This is a genomic window from Tardiphaga sp. vice304, assembly GCF_007018905.1.
Lineage (GTDB): Bacteria > Pseudomonadota > Alphaproteobacteria > Rhizobiales > Xanthobacteraceae > Tardiphaga.
The window spans coordinates 4,966,189-4,983,358 of the sequence record NZ_CP041402.1 but is presented as its reverse complement, the minus strand read 5'-3'; the positions used below and the strand labels follow the sequence as shown (position 1 = coordinate 4,983,358).

Below are 17,170 nucleotides of genomic sequence, written 5' to 3'. Positions count from 1 at the left end.
AGCCGCTGACAAAGACGCGCGTACACCGGTACGCGCGTCTTTGTCATGTGCGCTTCAGCGATGTCATGTGCGCTTCAGCGATGTCATGTGCGCTTCAGCGGTCGGCGCGGCTGACCACGTCCATCAGTTCAGCAATCTTGCGCCGCTGGTCGGCCTTGTTGCCGGATGAGATCGCGTGCTCGACGCAGTGCGCGACATGGTCACGCAGGATCTCCTCCTCTACCCGCCGCAATGCCGCGCGCGCCGCCGCAATCTGTGTCACGACGTCGATGCAATAGCGGTCGGTTTCGACCATGCCGGCGATGCCCCGCACCTGGCCTTCGATTCGTTTGAGGCGTTTCAAACATGATGTCTTGATCTCGCTGCTCATGGGCCTAATATACCCCCTCAGGGTATCCGCTTCAAGCGACGAGGGTCCAATGGCAGAGATTGTTCACAAGCATGGCGCGTGCTGTTGCGCGCCGAACGAGACGCCAGCCGCCGTCGATATGCGCGAGACCGATCCGGTGTGCGGCATGAAGGTCGAACGCGCCACGGCCAAGCATCGCTTCAGCTACAAGGATGTGGAGTACCTGTTCTGCGGCGGCCGCTGCCGCGAGCGCTTTGCCGCCGATCCGGAATCCTTTTTGAAACCGAAACAGCCGGCGCCTGCGGCGCCCGCCGGCACGATCTACATCTGTCCGATGGATCCGGAGGTCCGGCAGGTCGGCCCGGGTACCTGTCCGATCTGCGGGATGGCGCTGGAGCCCGAACAGGTCTCCCTCGAGGATGCGCCGGATCCCGAACTGGTCGATATGAGCCGGCGTTTCAAGATCGCGCTGGCGCTCACGCTGCCGGTGTTCGTGCTGGAGATGGGCGCGCATCTCGGCCTGATGACCCTGGTCGCGCCGGCCACTTCGAACTGGATTTCCTTCGTGCTGGCGACGCCGGTGGTGCTGTGGGCCGGCGCCCCGTTCTTCGTGCGCGGCTGGCGCTCCGTGGTCACGCGCCACCTCAACATGTTCACGCTGATCGCGATGGGCACCGGCGTAGCCTGGATCTACAGCGTGATTGCTACGCTGGCGCCGCAGCTTTTCCCGCCGGCGTTCCGCGATCATCATGGCGCGGTCGCGGTGTATTTCGAAGCGGCTGCGGTCATCATCGTGCTGGTGCTGCTCGGCCAGGTGCTGGAATTGCGCGCCCGCAACCAGACCTCGGGCGCGATCCGGGCGTTGCTCGGCCTTGCGCCGAAGACCGCGCGACGGATCGGCGCCGATGGCGACGAAGACATATCGCTCGACCTCATCGCGGTCGGCGACCTCTTGCGCGTCCGCCCCGGCGAGAAAATCCCGGTCGACGGCCTCGTTACCGAAGGCCGTTCCGCGGTCGATGAATCGATGGTGACCGGCGAGTCGATGCCGGTGACCAAGGCCGAAGGCGCGCGCGTCATCGGCGGCACGGTGAACCAGAGCGGGGGGCTCGTATTGCGCGCCGACAAGGTCGGCCGCGATACCATGCTGTCACGTATCGTCGAGATGGTCGCCAAGGCGCAGCGCTCGCGCGCACCTATCCAGCGCCTTGCCGACAAGGTCGCTGGCTGGTTTGTGCCGTTGGTGATCGCGGCTGCGGTGCTGGCGTTTGCGGCCTGGGCGATGTTCGGGCCGGAGCCGCGCCTGACCTATGCGCTGGTTGCCGCCGTCACGGTGCTGATCATTGCCTGCCCATGCGCGCTCGGGCTGGCGACGCCGATGTCGATCATGGTCGGCATCGGCCGCGGCGCTCAGGCCGGCATTCTGGTGCGCGATGCCCAGGCGCTTGAGCGGCTGGAAACCATCGATACCGTGGTGATCGACAAGACCGGCACGCTTACCGAGGGCCGGCCGAAAGTCGTTGCCATCACCGCCGCCGAAGGCGTTGCGGAAGACGAGGTGTTGCGATGGGCCGCTTCCATCGAACGGGCCAGCGAACATCCGCTGGCGCAGGCGATCGTCCAGGCCGCGCATGAACGCGGCATGGCGCCAGGCGAGGTCCGTGATTTTGCCGCGCCTTCCGGCAAGGGCGTATCGGGCCGCATCGACGGCAAACAGGTGGCGCTCGGCAATGCGATGCTGATGGCGGAGCTGAACGTGGATACGTCGGACCTGAACGGCATCGCCGAAGCCGCGCGCGCCAACGGCGCCACCGCGATCTATATCGCCGTCGATGGCCGCGCAGCGGGCGTGATCGCGATTGCCGATCCGGTCAAGCCGTCGGCCCAGGCCGCCCTGCAAGAGCTGCGCAAGGATGGTCTGCGGATCGTGATGCTTACCGGCGACAACCGCACCACCGCGCTGGCGGTGGCGAAGACGCTGGGGATAGACGAGGTCGAGGCCGGCGTGTTGCCGGACCGCAAGAGCGAGGTGGTGGAGCGACTGCGCGCTTCGGGCCGCCGCGTCGCGATGGTCGGCGACGGCGTCAACGACGCACCGGCGCTGGCGGCCGCCGATGTCGGCATCGCGATGGGCACCGGCACCGACGTCGCGATCGAGAGCGCGGGCATCACTTTGCTCACCGGCGACCTGATGGGTCTAGTCCGTGCGCGGAAATTGTCGAAAGCCACGATGAGCAACATCCGGCAGAATCTCACCTTCGCCTTCGTCTACAACGCCGCCGGCGTGCCGATCGCGGCCGGTGTGCTGTATCCGGTGTTCGGGCTGCTGCTGTCGCCGATGGTCGGCGCCGCGGCGATGGCGCTGTCGTCGGTCAGCGTGATCGGCAACGCGCTGCGGCTGGCGAAGGTCAAATTGTAGCCCGGATGGCGCGAAGCGAAATCCGCGATCGGCTGAACGATCGCACTGTTCCCGGATTGCGCTACGCTCCATCCGGGCTACGACCACTACGCCAAAAAAAAAGCCGGGCTCACACGAGCCCGGCCGAGATATTGGCCTCGAGAGGCCGACACAATCACCTTCCAAGAGGGATGACCAAGGCTCCGCACCACTGGAGGAGGGGGATAAACGCGGCGCGACGCCTCAGCTTGCACCAAATATGATCCCCGTTCTGCGCGCCCGGCAACGCCCCGCTCGGCATGTCAGTCATGCAGCAGGCGGTTACCGCGGTGGAATATCAGCCCGGCCAGCGTTGCGCCTTGCTGACGATGAAATCGCGGAACACCTGGACGCGGGCGACCGATTTCAATTCCTCGGGATAGACGAAATAGGTGTCGAGCTGGATCGAATCGGATTCGCCGAACAGTTGCACCAGCCGGTTGTTCTCCTCGACCAGATAGTCCGGCAACGCGGCGATGCCGAGCCCCTGCTGGCAGGCGCGCACCAGGCCCAGGATGTTGTTGACCTTGAAGTAGGATTCGCGCGGGCCGGAGCCGTTGCGACCGGCCTCGACCAGCCAGTTGCGGTTCTGCAGATGCGGGGCCACGCCGCCGTCGCTCAGCGTGATGATGCGGTGGCCGTCGAGTTCGTCCAGCGTCCGCGGCGTGCCGAAATGCTTGACGTATTCCGGCGCGCAATAGGCGTGAAAACCCATCGCGAACAGCTTGCGCTGGATCAGGTCTGGCTGGGTCGGCTTGCGGGTGCGGATGGCCACGTCGGCCTCGCGCATCGACAGATCGAGCTCCTCGTCGGTGACGATCAGCGAGATGCGGATTTCCGGATACAGCGCGGTGAATTCGCCGAGCCGGGGGATCAGCCAGTTGATGCCGACGCCGGGGGTGGTGGTGACCTTGAGGTCGCCGCTCGGCCGCTCGCGGCTGTCGGTCAGTTTGGCGCGCGCCGCCTGCAGCTGCATGAACACGTCATGCGCGGTGCGGAACAAAAGGTCGCCCTGTTCGGTGAGGATCAGGCCGCGGGCATGTCGGTGAAACAGCGAGACAGACAATTCCTGTTCGAGCGCGCTGACCTGGCGCGACACCGCGGATTGCGACAGGCCGAGTTGCTCGCCGGCATGCGTGAAGCTTCCCGCCTCCGCTGCCGCGTGAAACACCTTCAGCTTGTCCCAGTCCATGTCGTTAAATCCATCACGAGAGCGTCCCATGTCTACTCCGCCGCTGCGCGGTCGTGGGCGTGGGCCGCCAGATAACGTTCGGCTTCGAGCGCTGCCATGCAGCCCATGCCGGCGGCGGTGACCGCCTGGCGCCAGGTTTCATCCGCCACGTCGCCGGCGGCGAACACGCCGGGCACCGACGTTGCGGTGGAGTTCGGTGCTACCTCGATATAGCCGGACGGCCGCAGCTTGATCTGATCCTTGACCAGCTCGGTTGCGGGCGCATGCCCGATGGCGATGAACACGCCGTCGGCCGGCACGTCCTGCGTTGTGCCGGTCTTGACGTTCTTCAGCCGGACATGGGTGACCTTGGCCGGGCCTTCGGTGCCGCAGATCTCATCGATCGCCGAGTCCCAGATGACCTCGATCTTGGGATGCTTGAACAGCCGTTCCTGCAGGATGCGTTCGGCGCGGAAATGGTCGCGGCGGTGCACGACCGTCACCTTGGACGCGAAATTGGTCAGGAACAGCGCTTCCTCGACCGCCGTGTTGCCGCCGCCGACCACCACGACCTGCTTGCCGCGATAGAAGAAGCCGTCACAGGTGGCGCAGGCGGAGACGCCGCCGCCGGCAAATTTCTCTTCCGAAGGCAGGCCGAGCCAGCGCGCCTGCGCGCCGGTGGCGAGAATCACGGTTTCGGCGAGATAGACATCGCCCGAATCGCAAGCGATACGGAACGGGCGCTGCCTTGTGTCGAGCTCAGTGACGAGATCGGTGACAAGCTTCGTCCCGACATGCGCCGCCTGCTTTTCCATCTGCTCCATCAGCCACGGGCCCTGGATCACGTCGGCAAAGCCCGGATAATTCTCCACGTCCGTGGTGATGGTGAGCTGGCCGCCGGGTTGCATGCCCTGGATCAGGACGGGCTCCAGCATCGCACGGGCGGCATAGATCGCCGCCGTGTAGCCGGCGGGGCCGGAACCGATGATGACGACTTTCGCGTGGATGGGGGCGGCCATGGTCTATCCCTTTCTGAAGGGAGGGCTGGGGACGACGTGCTTGCGCCAGGGCGGCAGCGTCGAAAGTGTCAGATCGAAGTCCGTCAAACTCTAGGATATCTGTGGAGCTATGCAAGAATTGCAATCCGCATCGGCATTTTTTCCCCAGATCGCGCTTAATTTTTGCGTCGCACGCGCAATAAAATTGCGTCAGCTAACGCTCCTGCGTTAAGAGAGTCGGCCACTGCTCATAAGGATCTGCCGCGCGTGCCGAAAAGCCTAGACGAGATCGACCTCGAGATCCTCACCGAGATCCAGGCCGACGGCCGCATCACCAATGTCGAACTGGCCAAGCGGGTCGGCATCTCGCCGCCGCCCTGCCTGCGCCGGGTGCGGACGCTGGAAGAGGCCGGTTACATCCAGGGTTACCGCGGCCTGCTCGATCCACGGCTGCTCGGCTTCGACGTCACGGTGTTTGCGTCGGTGCATCTGTCGAGCCAGGCCGATGCCGATCTCAAGGCATTCGAGGATTTTGTCCGCCAGGAGCCTTTGGTGCGGGAATGCTGGATGCTATCGGGCGAGATCGACTTCATTTTGAAGTGCGTGGCGCCGGACATGGCCACCTTCCAGGAATTCGTCGGCCAGCTCACCGCCGCGCCGCATGTACGTAACGTCCGCACCTCGCTGGTGCTGCACAATTCCAAATACGCCGCAGCCGTGCCGTTGGAGTTGAAAGTCGCGGACTGACTCTTTCCCTTATCCAAGCAGCGAAGCTATGCAGAGGAGAGAGTAGCGCGTTGGTCAGCCAAGCGAACCACCGGGACGGGTTGGGTCAACACGTGCAGTCGCGCTTGCCGCACCACCCACACCCGGCCGGCCACCCTTGTAACTTGCCGAATGCCGTTTCTGCTAAGCTTGGCGGAGCGGTGGCAGGCGAAAGACCGCATCACCTGAGGGACACCAAGCCCGTTGGGGAGCGTGGGTCTTCGCCTGCCGTTCCATCGAACCCGAACAGTCGCTTGGGCCGCTTTGCGAGCCCGCTTGCGCAAGGATGGGATCAGATGGACGCGATTTACGTTGGCATCGATGTTTCGAAGGACCGGCTGGACGTAGCGGTACGCCCAACGGGCCAGAGTTTTGCGGTCGCCCGAGATGGCGCGGGGATCGACGAACTGATCGGACGACTGAAGGCGATCTCGCCACGGCTGGTAGCCATCGAGGCGACCGGCGGCTTCGAGACGGTTGTCGCAGCGGGCCTCGGCGGAGCAAGCCTGCCGGTGGTGATCGTCAATCCGGCGCAGGTGCGCTTCTTTGCCAACGCGGTTGGCAAGCGCGCCAAGACCGATCCGATCGATGCCATGGTGATCGCGCATTTTGCCGAGGCGACCAAACCGCAGCTGCGTCAGCTGCCCGACGAGATGACGCGCCTGCTTGCCGATCTGGTCGCGCGCCGGCGCCAGATCGTCGAGATGATCGCGGCGGAAAGCCAGCGTGCCCGTCGCGTCAGTAATCCGCGGTTGAAGAAGAGCATCGCCCGGCTGCGCAAGGCGCTGGAGAAAGAGCTGGCTGAACTGGACGACGATATCCGCGATCACGTCCAGGGCACGCCGGCCTGGGCCGAGAAGGAAGATCTGCTGGCCTCGGTCCCGGGCATCGGGCCGACGATTGCCCGCAGCCTAATCGCCGAATTGCCGGAACTGGGCACGCTTGATCGCCGTCAGATCGCCGCGCTTGCGGGTCTGGCGCCATGGACCCGGCAATCCGGCCAATGGCGCGGCAAGAGCTTCATCGGCGGCGGCAGAGCCAGCGTGCGCGGCGTGCTGTTCATGGGCGCCATGGTCGCCGCTCGCTTCAATCCGACGCTCAAACTGTTTCGAGACAAACTCGTTGCCGCCGGCAAGCCCAAGCTGGTGGCGATCATTGCGGTCGCCCGCAAGCTACTCACCATCCTCAACGCCATCCTCCGGGACAAAACGCCATGGCAGCCCAAAAACGCTTGACCCGAAAGACAGTCGCTCCCCACGCGAAGCGCGGGGGAGGGAAAACCAGGCATGCAATTGTAGTTATTACGCCTTGTTGCGCAGCATCGCGTCCGCGCTGATCGGACCACCGCCCGCCGTCGCCAGATACAAACAGGCGAAGCAGAACAGGATCGCGGCGGTGCCGCCGTTCAACAGCGGCAGGAACACCGGATCGGCGCCCTTGAACATGTGGCCGATGAAATAGGCAAAGGCCATTTCGCCGGCCAGAATGAAGGCGACGATGCGGGTGAACAGGCCGATCAGCAGCAGCGCACCAAGAATCAGTTCGAGCGTTCCGGCGGCACCGATCAGCGAGAACAATTCAACCTTGGCGAAATACGGCACGGCCGGGAATTTGAAGATCTTGGCGATGCCATACTGCAGTAGCAGCAGGCCGGTGATGAAGCGAAACAGGCTGAGCGCCGTCGGCTGGTATCTCGAAAGAGTCTGGTCCATGTCATTTGTCCCCCATGTGATGACAAATCGCTCTTAGCATTATTGCAGCGCGAGATGCCCTTCACTCTCATGTGAGGAACACGTTATCGCCGCAATTATTCCTGCCGGCCGGAGCCCAGTTCAACCGTGCGCGCAGCAAAAAGCCGCGCACCAAGCGCGGCCTTTGCATTTCGGTCAGCGTGCGATCTTAGCGCCACTCGACCTTGGTGATCTCGTAAGCCTTGGCGCCGCCGGGGGCGACGACTTCGACGGTGGCGCCCTTGGCCTTGCCGATCAGCGCGCGCGCCATCGGCGAGGTGATCGAGATGCGGCCCTTCTTGGCATCGGCTTCCGGCTCGCCGACGATCTGCCAGACGGCCTTCTTCTCGGTGTCCTCGTCGACCAAAGTCACGGTGGCGCCGAACATGATGGTGTCGCCGGACAGCTTCGAGATGTCGATGATTTCGGCGCGCCCGATCTTGTCCTCGAGCTCGTTGATGCGGCCTTCGTTGTGCGACTGCTCTTCCTTGGCGGCGTGGTATTCGGCGTTTTCCGAAAGGTCACCATGCGATCGCGCCTCGGCAATCTGTTCGATGATCCGCGGACGGTTCACCGACTGACGCTCCTTCAACTCGACTTCCAGCGCGGCATAGCCGCCTGCGGTCATCGGGACCTTTTCAACCATCGCTTTTCGTCCTTTAACGTCATGCCGGCGCCATCGCGGCGCGCACGAAACCATTCAATCTGCGAGATGTCGGCGACTGCGCTTGCAGCCAAGGACTGCAAACAGGCCCGGCAAGTGCCGAAACAGAACAATATCACGACCGGTGAGTTCCGGTCGTGTCAGGTTTATTGCCGATCGCGGCCCCGGCGTGCCGCCCGGCCTTAATCAGGTTTCGGAAAAGTAACTCTGCAAGGTGCGGACCTCAAGGTCTCCGCCCAGATAGGCGCGGATGCCTTGGGCTGCCGCCACAGCGCCAGAAAGAGTGGTGTAATACGGAACTTTATGCAAGAGGGCAGCGCGCCGCAGCGACCGGCTGTCGGCCAAAGCCTGCGGCCCGTCGGTGGTGTTGAAGACCAGCTGGATCTCGCCATTGGTAATGGCGTCGACGATATGCGGCCGGCCTTCCAGCACCTTGTTGATCTTGACGGCGGGTACGCCATTGTCGGCCAGGAAGCGCTGCGTGCCCGAGGTGGCGAGCACCTTGAAGCCATTGTCCGACAGCAGCTTCACGGTCGGTAGGATCCGCGTCTTGTCGCTTTCGCGTACCGAGACGAACACGGTGCCCTTACGCGGCACGCGGGTGCCACCGCCGAGCTGGCTCTTCGCAAATGCCACCGCGAAGGTCTGGTCGATACCCATCACCTCGCCGGTGGAGCGCATCTCCGGGCCGAGCACGGTATCGACGCCGGGGAAGCGGGCAAACGGGAAGACCGATTCCTTGACGCCAACATGGCCGAGCGTGCGCTTCTTCAGATTGAACGAAGCGAGCTTCTCGCCGGCCATGATGCGGGCGGCAATCTTGGCGACCGGGATGCCCATCACCTTGGCGACGAACGGCACGGTGCGCGACGCGCGCGGATTGACTTCGAGCACGTAGATGTCGCCGTCCTTGATGGCGAACTGCACGTTCATCAGGCCGACGACGTCGAGACCGAGCGCCATGTCGCGGGTCTGCTGCTCGAGCCGTTCGATCATTTCAGGATCGAGCGAATGCGGCGGCAGCGAACAGGCGGAGTCGCCGGAGTGGATGCCGGCTTCCTCGATGTGCTCCATGATGCCGACGACGAACGTGTCCTTGCCATCGCACAGGCAGTCGACGTCGATCTCGATGGCGTCCGACAGATAGCGGTCGAACAACAGCGGGTTCTTGCCGAGCACGGTGTTGATCTGGCCGGTCTTGTCGTTCGGGTAGCGCGACTTGACGTCGGCGGGCACCAGCTCGGGCAGGGTGCCGAGCAGGTAATCGCCGAGCTGGCTCTCCTCGCGGATGATCTGCATGGCGCGGCCGCCGAGCACGTAAGACGGACGCACCACCAGCGGCAGGCCGAGGTCAGCGGCAACCAGGCGTGCCTGCTCGACCGAATAGGCGATGCCGTTCTTCGGCTGCTTCAGCTTCAACTTGTCGAGGATGCGCTTGAAGCGGTCGCGGTCTTCGGCCAGATCGATGGCGTCGGGCGAGGTGCCGAGGATCGGCACGCCGGCGTCTTCCAGTGCATGCGCCAGCTTCAGCGGGGTCTGGCCGCCGAACTGCACGATGACGCCGTGCAAGGTGCCGTTCTGCTTTTCGGTATCGATGATCTCGAGGACATCCTCGGCCGTCAGCGGCTCGAAGTACAATCGGTCCGCCGTGTCGTAGTCGGTCGACACGGTTTCCGGGTTGCAGTTGATCATGATCGTCTCATAGCCGGCGTCATGCAGCGCGAAGCAGGCGTGACAGCAGCAATAATCGAACTCGATGCCCTGGCCGATCCGGTTCGGACCGCCGCCGAGGATGATCACCTTCTTCTTGTCGGTCGGCGCGCTTTCGTCGGAGAAGCCGCCGGCGAACGAGGATTCGTAGGTCGAATACATATAGGGCGTCGGCGAGGCGAATTCGGCCGCGCAGGTGTCGATGCGCTTGAACACCGGGCGGACGTCGAGTGAACGCCGCAGCGTCTTCACTTCTTCCTCGGTCTTGTTCGCCAGCACCGAGAGCCGGGCGTCGGAGAAGCCCATCGCCTTCAGCGTCCGCATGCCGAACGCATGGCCGGGCAGGCCGTTTTCCTTGACCTTGGCTTCCATCTCGACGATGCCGCGCATCTCCGAGAGAAACCACGGATCGATCTTGCAGGAGGTGAAGATCTCGTCGTCGCTCCAGCCGAGCCGCATCGCCTGCGCTACCTGCAGCAGGCGGTCCGGCGTCGGCGTGCCCAAGGCGGCGCGGACGGCGTTCTTGTCGTCACCGCGGCCGAGATCCTCGATCTCGATCTCGTCGAGGCCGGTGAGGCCGGTCTCCAGGCCGCGCAGCGCCTTCTGCAGGCTTTCCTGGAAGGTACGGCCGATCGCCATGACCTCGCCGACCGATTTCATCGAGGTGGTCAGCGTGCGGCTGGCGCCGGGGAATTTCTCGAAGTTGAAGCGCGGAATCTTGACGACGACGTAGTCGATGGTCGGCTCGAACGACGCCGGCGTGGCGCCGCCGGTGATGTCGTTGGCGATCTCGTCGAGCGTGTAGCCGACGGCGAGTTGCGCCGCGACCTTGGCGATCGGGAAGCCGGTGGCCTTGGAGGCCAGCGCCGAGGAGCGCGACACCCGCGGATTCATCTCGATCACCACCATGCGGCCGTCGGCCGGATTGACGCCAAACTGCACGTTGGAGCCGCCGGTCTCGACGCCGATCTCGCGCAGCACCGCCAATGAGGCGTCGCGCATGATCTGGTATTCTTTGTCGGTCAGGGTCAGGGCAGGCGCAACGGTTATGGAATCGCCGGTGTGCACGCCCATCGGATCGATGTTCTCGATCGAGCAGACGATGATGCAATTGTCGTTCTTGTCGCGCACCACCTCCATCTCGAACTCTTTCCAGCCGAGCACGGATTCCTCGATCAGCACTTCGGAGGTCGGCGAGGCGTCGATGCCGCGCTCGACGATCTCGATAAATTCGGCCTTGGTGTAGGCGATGCCGCCGCCGGTGCCGCCCATCGTGAAGGACGGGCGGATCAGGGCCGGGAAGTCGATCACGTCGAGCGCGCGCAGCGCGTCCGGCAGGTTCTTAACCTGCACCGAGCGCGGCGTTTCCAGGCCGATCTTGGTCATCGCCTCGCGAAAGCGCTGGCGGTCCTCGGCCTTGTCGATGGCATCCGCGGTGGCGCCGATCATCTCGACGTCGAATTTCTCCAGCGTGCCCTGCTTGCGGAGGCTAAGGGCGCAGTTCAGCGCGGTCTGGCCGCCCATGGTCGGCAGCAGCGCGAAGCCCTTGGAGCGGTCGCCGCGCTCCTTTTCGATGATCTTGGCGACGATTTCCGGGGTAATCGGCTCGATATAGGTCGCGTCCGCCAGATCCGGGTCGGTCATGATGGTGGCCGGATTCGAATTGACGAGGACGATCCGGTAGCCCTCTTCCTTCAGCGTCTTGACCGCCTGGGTGCCCGAATAGTCGAATTCGCACGCCTGGCCGATCACGATGGGACCGGCGCCGATGATCAGGATGGTGGATATGTCAGTGCGTTTGGGCATTGCATCTCGCGATTGGTCGAAACTGGGCACAAAAAAAGGGCGCGCGTCGCGCGTCCCTTGAGCCGGGCGCGGGTCGATCCTCGCGCGCGGCTGTCTTTAGACCAGTATAGCCGTGCAAGGAAGGCTTTTAAAGCCGCCTTCGACCGGGAATGCACCGCTTTAGGGCTCCGCCTGAGCCGGCTCGCCGAGCCGAAGCTGCGGAGCAGCGAAGGATGGAGGCCCAGCCTGGATTTGAACCAGGATAAGGAGCCTTGCAGGGCTCCCGCGTAACCTTCCGCCACCGGGCCACGCTTATTGATACCGCTTATTGGGTGCGCCAGCCAGCGTTACCCGTCGTTAGACTTAATCCGGCGGCTCGGGCCCGCTTACGAAGCGGGGTGCGCCACGAAGGTCATCCGCCAGCGGTTGTGGCCGATATTGTTCGGCGCCCGTACGGCCGAAAAACCGGCGGCGGCGAGCTTGGCCAGCATGTCGGCTTCGCTGTAATGCTGCAGACCGATTCGGGTTCGCAACTGCCGGTAATCCGACAGGGCGGTGCGAACCAGCCCCCAGACGGCATCCGTCAGAAATCCGTGCTTCCAGGCCAGTTGCAACAAGGCGGCGATATCGCGACCCATGCCGGCATCCGGCTGCAGGATGTCGCCGACCACCAGCCTTCCGCCGGGCTTGAGCAGCCGTTTGATGACGGCAAAGCCGTCGTCGAGCTCGGCGGGGGTCATGTATTGCGCGACCGAATTCATGACGGCGAGGTCGACCGACTGCTCTTCCAACTGCCGCAATTCGTCGAGCGAGTGCACCCGGATCTTCGGCATGTCAGCGAATCGGGCGATCAGCCGGCTGCGCACGCCGGGTGCCGGCTCGGCCAGGATCAGCCGGCCGCACGCCGCCGCCACCTTGGCGGCCGATAGGGCCTCGCCGCAGGCAAAATCCAGCACCACGGCATCGGGTGTGGTGACATACCCCACGATCTCGCGTGCAATGATGTCGAAATGCACGTCGCGGTGCAGCCGGCTCGCGTAGATCGTATGGGCGGAGTCGTAATAATCGATCCAGTCGTCCATCGCTTGGCCTGGCCTATCTTTGTTCCGTCACGGGAACCGGTATAAAATTGAAGCGTTAAGGGATCGGAGCGTTTTCAGGTGCGTTGGAATCGCCTTCACCCGCAAAACTCTCGTTCAATATTGAAGCGATTTCGACACCACCAACGGTCTGCCTTGATGTTCGTCGAAGCCCGTCTGTTCGATATCGCCCTACAGGAAGGTTGTACACCGTGTCCCCAGCCAAGAATGCCAAAGTTGCCGCCGATCTCGATACCCCCTCGGATCTGCCCCAGGAAGCTACCGACAAGATTTCGAAGGCGCTGAACGGGTTGCTCGCCGATGCCTTCGCGCTTTACCTGAAGACCAAGAATTTCCATTGGCACATCAGCGGCCGGCACTTTCGTGACTACCACCTGATGCTCGACGAGCAGGCCGCGCAGATTTTCGCGACCACCGATGAATTGGCCGAGCGCGTCCGCAAGGTCGGCGGCACCACGATCCGTTCGATCGGTGGCATCGCCAAGCTTCAGACCATCAAGGACAACGACGAAGCCTACGTCCCGCCACGCGAGATGCTGCGCGAGTTGATGAACGATAACAAGGCGATGGCCGCAGCGATGCGCAAGGCGCACAAGATCGTCGACGATGTCGACGACGCGGCCTCGGCTGGCTTGCTGGAAAACTTCATCGACGAGACCGAACGCCGGACCTGGTTCCTGTTCGAAGCCTCCCGCCAGGAAGGCGGCAACGAGGACTGAGGTCGTAGCCCGGATGGAGCGAAGCGAAATCCGGGGCCAGCTTCATCGTCTCACGCAGCGACTTCCCGGATTGCGTCACCCGCCTTAAATGGCGGGTGACTTCATCCGGGCTACCGACAGCGACCTACACCGGCGGCATCGACGGCAAGGCGCTGACGATGCGCAACGACAGGCCTTCATAGCCGGCGAGGTGAATGGTCAGTTCGCCGTTCTCCGACAGATCGCCTTCCAGCGTCTCCTTGACCATATCGACCACCGGCCCTGGCGCCACATTGGCGAGGGTGAACGTTTCGTCGATCGGGGTCGGGCCGAAATTGAGCACCGTGAGCTGGGTGCCGCGGCCGCCCGGCAAATCGTGCACCATCACCAGAAGGGCGGGATGCTGCACCTTGGGCAGCGCCAACTGGTGGGCACGGTGAATGCCATAGGCCTGGCGCACCGCCAGCAGCCGTTGCAAGTGGCTGGCGAATGATTCCGGGTGCTTGAGCTGCTCGTCGACCGGGCCGTACAGCGTTCGGGCCTTTGGCAGGCCGGCGCTGGACAGCGTCGCGTCCGGATTGAGGCTGACGAGATCATAGGCCCCGCGCTCGATCCATCTTGTGTCGCCATCGGCCACCAGTTCGCTGACGTCGGACATCGGCAGCGGCAACGCGCCGACCAGATCCCAGCCGGAAATCGCGAATACGCCGGGCTGGAACGCATTGTACATCACCAGCAGCAGATGCACCTTCTGGATCGCCGCGCGGTCATCATCCGTCAGTCCGTCGAGGTCCTGGAAACCGAGCGCCGCCGCGATCACGCTGGCCGTGGTGCAGGCCACGCCGTTGGTGACGAAACGCTGATTGTACGGCGCGTTGGCGCCGGTGAGCTTTTCATACATGACGTCGCGAATGTGCTCGCGCAGCACCTCGCCGGGCCAGGTCTGGCCGCCGAATGTGTAGGTGTCCTTGGCGTGGCGGGTCCAGAAGTGCACCAGTTCGAGCGTCAGTTCGTCGTGGTTCTGCATCGCATGGATCAGCGACGCCGGATCGATTTTTGCGTCGTGCATGGTGTGCAGCATCAAGCGCAAAAATTCGGTGTCGCCTGTCAACAGCGCGTGGTGATAGGCCGGCCGGGTGATGAAATCATAGGACAGGTCGGCGCCGCCATGCGACATCGCGGCGATGTCGTCGACCGTGAGGTTGAGCTCCTGAAAGCTGAAGCCGCCGGCCTTGCGGACCATGCCGGCGATGATCTGGTTGCCGACGATCGACAGCGGATGTCCTTCCGACCAGGCCGGGCCGTTGGCGCGTTTTTCCACGCCGAGAAAGCCGTTGGCGTCGAGCCGAAGCCCACGCGCGCCGAGCACGTCGAGGGAATGCAGCGCGTCGCCGACGATCATCTGCTGCGCGGCGAAGGACGGGTCGAGCCAGTTCAGCGCCGGCTGGCCTTCCTTGAAGTAGTGCAGATAGACCCAGCGGCGGGCGACGCCATCGACGCCGACCACGACGTCGGTGGCGCTCCAGTCGGTTTCCTTCACGCCGGGTTCGAAGAAAATCACGCGGCTGAGCTGGCCGACGATGTAATTCTTGTCGCGCAGCGCATCCACCGTCTTGGGATCGAGGTTGACCGCGTGACGGCCTTCCAGCACGTCGGGCAGCAGCGGCCAGTCTTCCTCGCGGATCGCGACCATGTGATACAGGCCGGGATAATCTTCATAGGCCAATTCGGCGAGGCGGAAATCCGCGCCCTTGCCGGTGTGCGACGGGATTACGTCGTCGATCACGATCGAGTTGTGCGCGGCCGCGACGCGGCACATCGTCATGAACTCGTCCTGCGTGCCGTAGATCGGATCGATGTCGAAGCTGATGCGGTCGAAATTGCCATCCACGGTCGGCGTGTGCTTGCGGTCGCGGATGCCACCGGACACCTTCATCGGCCCCATATGCACGCCCTGGACGCCCAGCGTGGACAGGGCTCGCCAGAACGAATCGCTGCCGAGCGTCGCCAGCACCGAGGTGCCCTCAGCCGTGACGATCGAAGCGGGATAGGCGGTGAACCAGACCGAGGCCAGCGCGGAGGCGGCGCGCGGGCGCGTCTCGGCATAGGGATGCATCCACATCCGCGACTGGCCGGAATAATGATGCGCCAGTCCCCTCGCACAACGCAGCATCGACTGGCCGAGCAGCCACTCGACATATTCGGGCTGGGGTCTTTCGGTTCTAGGGCTCATGCAGTCTCCGGGGTGTGGAATGGGCGGCAATACTCACGCTGCACGAATCGTAGAACGATTCGCTGAAATGACTTGGGCTCTGATCGTGATGAAATCAGGTCGGCTTCCAGAGGCGAACGAGCGAGCAATCGTCGCCGAACGCAGGATAAGCCAGTACCAAACGTGAATGGCCGGGACGAGCCCGGCCATGACGTCACAATAGTTTGGTTTGGGACGAAGGCGCTACGACGCCTTCTTCTCGCGCATCAACTGGGCAAACCGCTTGAACAGATAGTGCGAATCGCGCGGGCCGGGGGAGGCTTCGGGGTGATACTGCACCGAGAACACCGGCTTGCCTTCGAGCTGGATGCCGCAGTTGGAACCGTCAAACAGCGAGATGTGGGTCTGCGTCGCGCCCGCGGGCAGCGTCGCCTCATCCACCGCGAAGCCATGGTTCATCGAGGTGATCTCGACCTTGCCGGTGGTCTCGTCCTTGACCGGATGATTGGCGCCGTGATGGCCCTGATGCATCTTCTTGGTCTTGGCGCCGACTGCCAGGCCGAGCATCTGGTGGCCAAGGCAGATGCCGAAGGTCGGCAGGCCGGATTCGATCACTTCGCGGATCACGGGCACGGCATATTTGCCGGTCTCGGCCGGGTCGCCCGGGCCGTTCGACAGGAACACCCCGTCCGGCTTCAACGCCATGATGTCTTCGGCCGAGGTGGTGGCGGGCACCACGGTGATGCGGCAGCCTTCGCCGGCCAGCAGGCGCAGGATGTTGCGCTTGATGCCGTAATCGATGGCGACGACATGGAATTCCGGTGCGGTCTGGGTGCCGTAGCCTTTTTCCCATTCCCACGGCGTCTCGTCCCAGGTGAAGCGCTGGCTTGAGGTCACCATCGGAACCAGGTCCATGCCTTCGAGGCCGGGCCATTCGCGGGCTTCCTGCTTGAGGCCGGGCAGATCGAACTGGCTGTCGCGGGCGTGCACCAGCACGGCGTTCGGCATGCCCTTGCTGCGGATCAGTGCGGTCAAAGCGCGGGTATCGATGCCTGAAATACCGACAATTCCGCGCGCCTTAAGCCAGGCGTCGAGGTGCCGCGAGGAGCGGTAGTTCGACGGGTCGGTGATCGCCGAGCGCAGGATCAGGCCGCGCGCGCCGGGCGTCGCCGCCATGTTGATGGTTTCGAAATCTTCATCGTTGGTGCCGACATTGCCGATATGCGGGAACGTGAAGGTGATAAGCTGTCCGGCATAAGAGGGATCGGTAAGGATCTCCTCATAGCCGGTCATCGCCGTGTTGAAGCAGACTTCGCCGACGGCCTGGCCTTCCGCGCCGAGGCCGAAGCCCTCCAGCACGGTGCCGTCCGCAAGCACGAGGAGCGCGGTCGGTTTGTGGTCCGGCCAGGCTGAGGATGTTTCAGAGGGGGTCATGAGGTCACTACATAGTCCGCGGGGCGGCCAAGGTCAAAGCCGGAAAGCGCGGATTCACACCTGCGGCGAGACGGTATGGCGGCCAATTGGCGCGCCAGCCCCGCTCGCACGCCGGGC

At 63.7% G+C, this 17,170-nt stretch carries 13 protein-coding genes and 1 tRNA gene; 4 read left to right on the top strand and 10 right to left on the bottom strand.

Annotated elements, in window-relative coordinates; translation table 11 throughout:
- Nucleotides 1-94 precede the first annotated feature (94 nt).
- Complete coding sequence (locus FNL56_RS23795; protein ID WP_143575305.1) at nt 95-370, bottom strand: metal-sensitive transcriptional regulator; 276 nt, start codon at nt 368-370, stop codon at nt 95-97.
- Nucleotides 371-419: 49 nt separating this feature from the next.
- Here FNL56_RS23795 and FNL56_RS23790 point away from each other — a divergent pair, with 49 nt between their 5' ends.
- On the top strand, nt 420-2,768 hold the full coding sequence (locus FNL56_RS23790; RefSeq protein WP_246661603.1) for a heavy metal translocating P-type ATPase: 2,349 nt from the start codon (nt 420-422) through the stop codon (nt 2,766-2,768).
- A gap of 316 nt (nt 2,769-3,084) precedes the next feature.
- Here FNL56_RS23790 and FNL56_RS23785 read toward each other — a convergent pair whose 3' ends face one another.
- Nucleotides 3,085-4,008 (bottom strand): LysR family transcriptional regulator, encoded by a 924-nt coding sequence (locus FNL56_RS23785; protein WP_168203015.1) that lies wholly within the window; start codon nt 4,006-4,008, stop codon nt 3,085-3,087.
- Between the two features lie 2 nt (nt 4,009-4,010).
- The gene (gene trxB / locus FNL56_RS23780; protein ID WP_143575303.1) at nt 4,011-4,976 is read right to left on the bottom strand and encodes a thioredoxin-disulfide reductase; all 966 of its coding nucleotides are present in this window, start codon (nt 4,974-4,976) and stop codon (nt 4,011-4,013) included.
- A 246-nt stretch (nt 4,977-5,222) separates the two neighbouring features.
- Between trxB and FNL56_RS23775 the strand changes: the two genes are divergently transcribed.
- Both FNL56_RS23775 and FNL56_RS23770 read left to right on the top strand, forming a co-directional pair.
- Nucleotides 5,223-5,702, top strand: coding sequence for an Lrp/AsnC family transcriptional regulator (locus FNL56_RS23775; protein ID WP_143582410.1), 480 nt, complete (start codon nt 5,223-5,225; stop codon nt 5,700-5,702).
- Between the two features lie 314 nt (nt 5,703-6,016).
- The gene (locus FNL56_RS23770; protein ID WP_143572486.1) at nt 6,017-6,955 is read left to right on the top strand and encodes an IS110 family transposase; all 939 of its coding nucleotides are present in this window, start codon (nt 6,017-6,019) and stop codon (nt 6,953-6,955) included.
- A 66-nt stretch (nt 6,956-7,021) separates the two neighbouring features.
- On the opposite strand, the gene FNL56_RS23765 is transcribed toward FNL56_RS23770, so the two are convergent.
- The 5 genes from FNL56_RS23765 to FNL56_RS23745 form a co-directional block, all read right to left on the bottom strand.
- On the bottom strand, nt 7,022-7,432 hold the full coding sequence (locus FNL56_RS23765) for a DoxX family protein (RefSeq protein WP_143575301.1): 411 nt from the start codon (nt 7,430-7,432) through the stop codon (nt 7,022-7,024).
- A 187-nt stretch (nt 7,433-7,619) separates the two neighbouring features.
- The gene (greA, locus tag FNL56_RS23760) at nt 7,620-8,096 is read right to left on the bottom strand and encodes a transcription elongation factor GreA (RefSeq protein ID WP_143575300.1); all 477 of its coding nucleotides are present in this window, start codon (nt 8,094-8,096) and stop codon (nt 7,620-7,622) included.
- Nucleotides 8,097-8,300: 204 nt separating this feature from the next.
- On the bottom strand, nt 8,301-11,630 hold the full coding sequence (carB, locus tag FNL56_RS23755) for a carbamoyl-phosphate synthase large subunit (protein ID WP_143575299.1): 3,330 nt from the start codon (nt 11,628-11,630) through the stop codon (nt 8,301-8,303).
- A gap of 213 nt (nt 11,631-11,843) precedes the next feature.
- Nucleotides 11,844-11,917, bottom strand: a tRNA-Cys gene (locus FNL56_RS23750).
- Nucleotides 11,918-11,995: 78 nt separating this feature from the next.
- Entirely contained in the window at nt 11,996-12,691 is a 696-nt protein-coding gene (locus tag FNL56_RS23745) for a class I SAM-dependent methyltransferase (protein WP_143575298.1), read from the bottom strand.
- 209 nt (nt 12,692-12,900) lie between these two features.
- Between FNL56_RS23745 and FNL56_RS23740 the strand changes: the two genes are divergently transcribed.
- Nucleotides 12,901-13,428, top strand: a complete 528-nt coding sequence (locus tag FNL56_RS23740) for a Dps family protein (RefSeq protein WP_143575297.1) — start codon at nt 12,901-12,903, stop codon at nt 13,426-13,428.
- Nucleotides 13,429-13,552: 124 nt separating this feature from the next.
- Here FNL56_RS23740 and treS read toward each other — a convergent pair whose 3' ends face one another.
- Together treS and carA are read right to left on the bottom strand one after the other, a co-directional pair.
- Nucleotides 13,553-15,640, bottom strand: coding sequence for a maltose alpha-D-glucosyltransferase (treS, locus tag FNL56_RS23735; RefSeq protein ID WP_143575296.1), 2,088 nt, complete (start codon nt 15,638-15,640; stop codon nt 13,553-13,555).
- Between the two features lie 222 nt (nt 15,641-15,862).
- Nucleotides 15,863-17,053 (bottom strand): glutamine-hydrolyzing carbamoyl-phosphate synthase small subunit, encoded by a 1,191-nt coding sequence (carA, locus tag FNL56_RS23730; protein ID WP_143575295.1) that lies wholly within the window; start codon nt 17,051-17,053, stop codon nt 15,863-15,865.
- Nucleotides 17,054-17,170: the final 117 nt, after the last annotated feature.